This is a genomic window from Lysinibacillus sp. GbtcB16, assembly GCF_019091145.1.
Lineage (GTDB): Bacteria > Bacillota > Bacilli > Bacillales_A > Planococcaceae > Lysinibacillus > Lysinibacillus fusiformis.
In genome coordinates, this window is sequence record NZ_JAGXJV010000585.1 from 1 (window position 1) to 258 (window position 258).

General features: G+C 41.9%; 1 pseudogene. It reads left to right on the top strand.

Annotation, left to right across the window (positions count from 1 at the left end):
* Positions 1–258: pseudogene (locus KVT27_RS25320) on the top strand (transglycosylase SLT domain-containing protein); the annotation flags it as partial.

Genomic DNA, 258 nt, shown 5'->3' on the forward strand with positions numbered 1-258 from the left:
CGCGGCGGCGGGCTTGCACCAGAACATTTAACTGATGATGAGCTGAAAGATCCACGTACAAATGCGCAAATTGCAATGCCGCATTTAATGAAAGGATATAAGCGTGGGGTGCAAAAAGGTTTGTCTGATTTTGCATTACTGAAATATATAGCGAATACATCTGGATGGCCAGGGAACTTAGGGCCAGAGTGGACGGATAATAACATGAAGTATAACATCGGATTAGAAGATGTGTACTATCGAAATAAAGGTGTAATA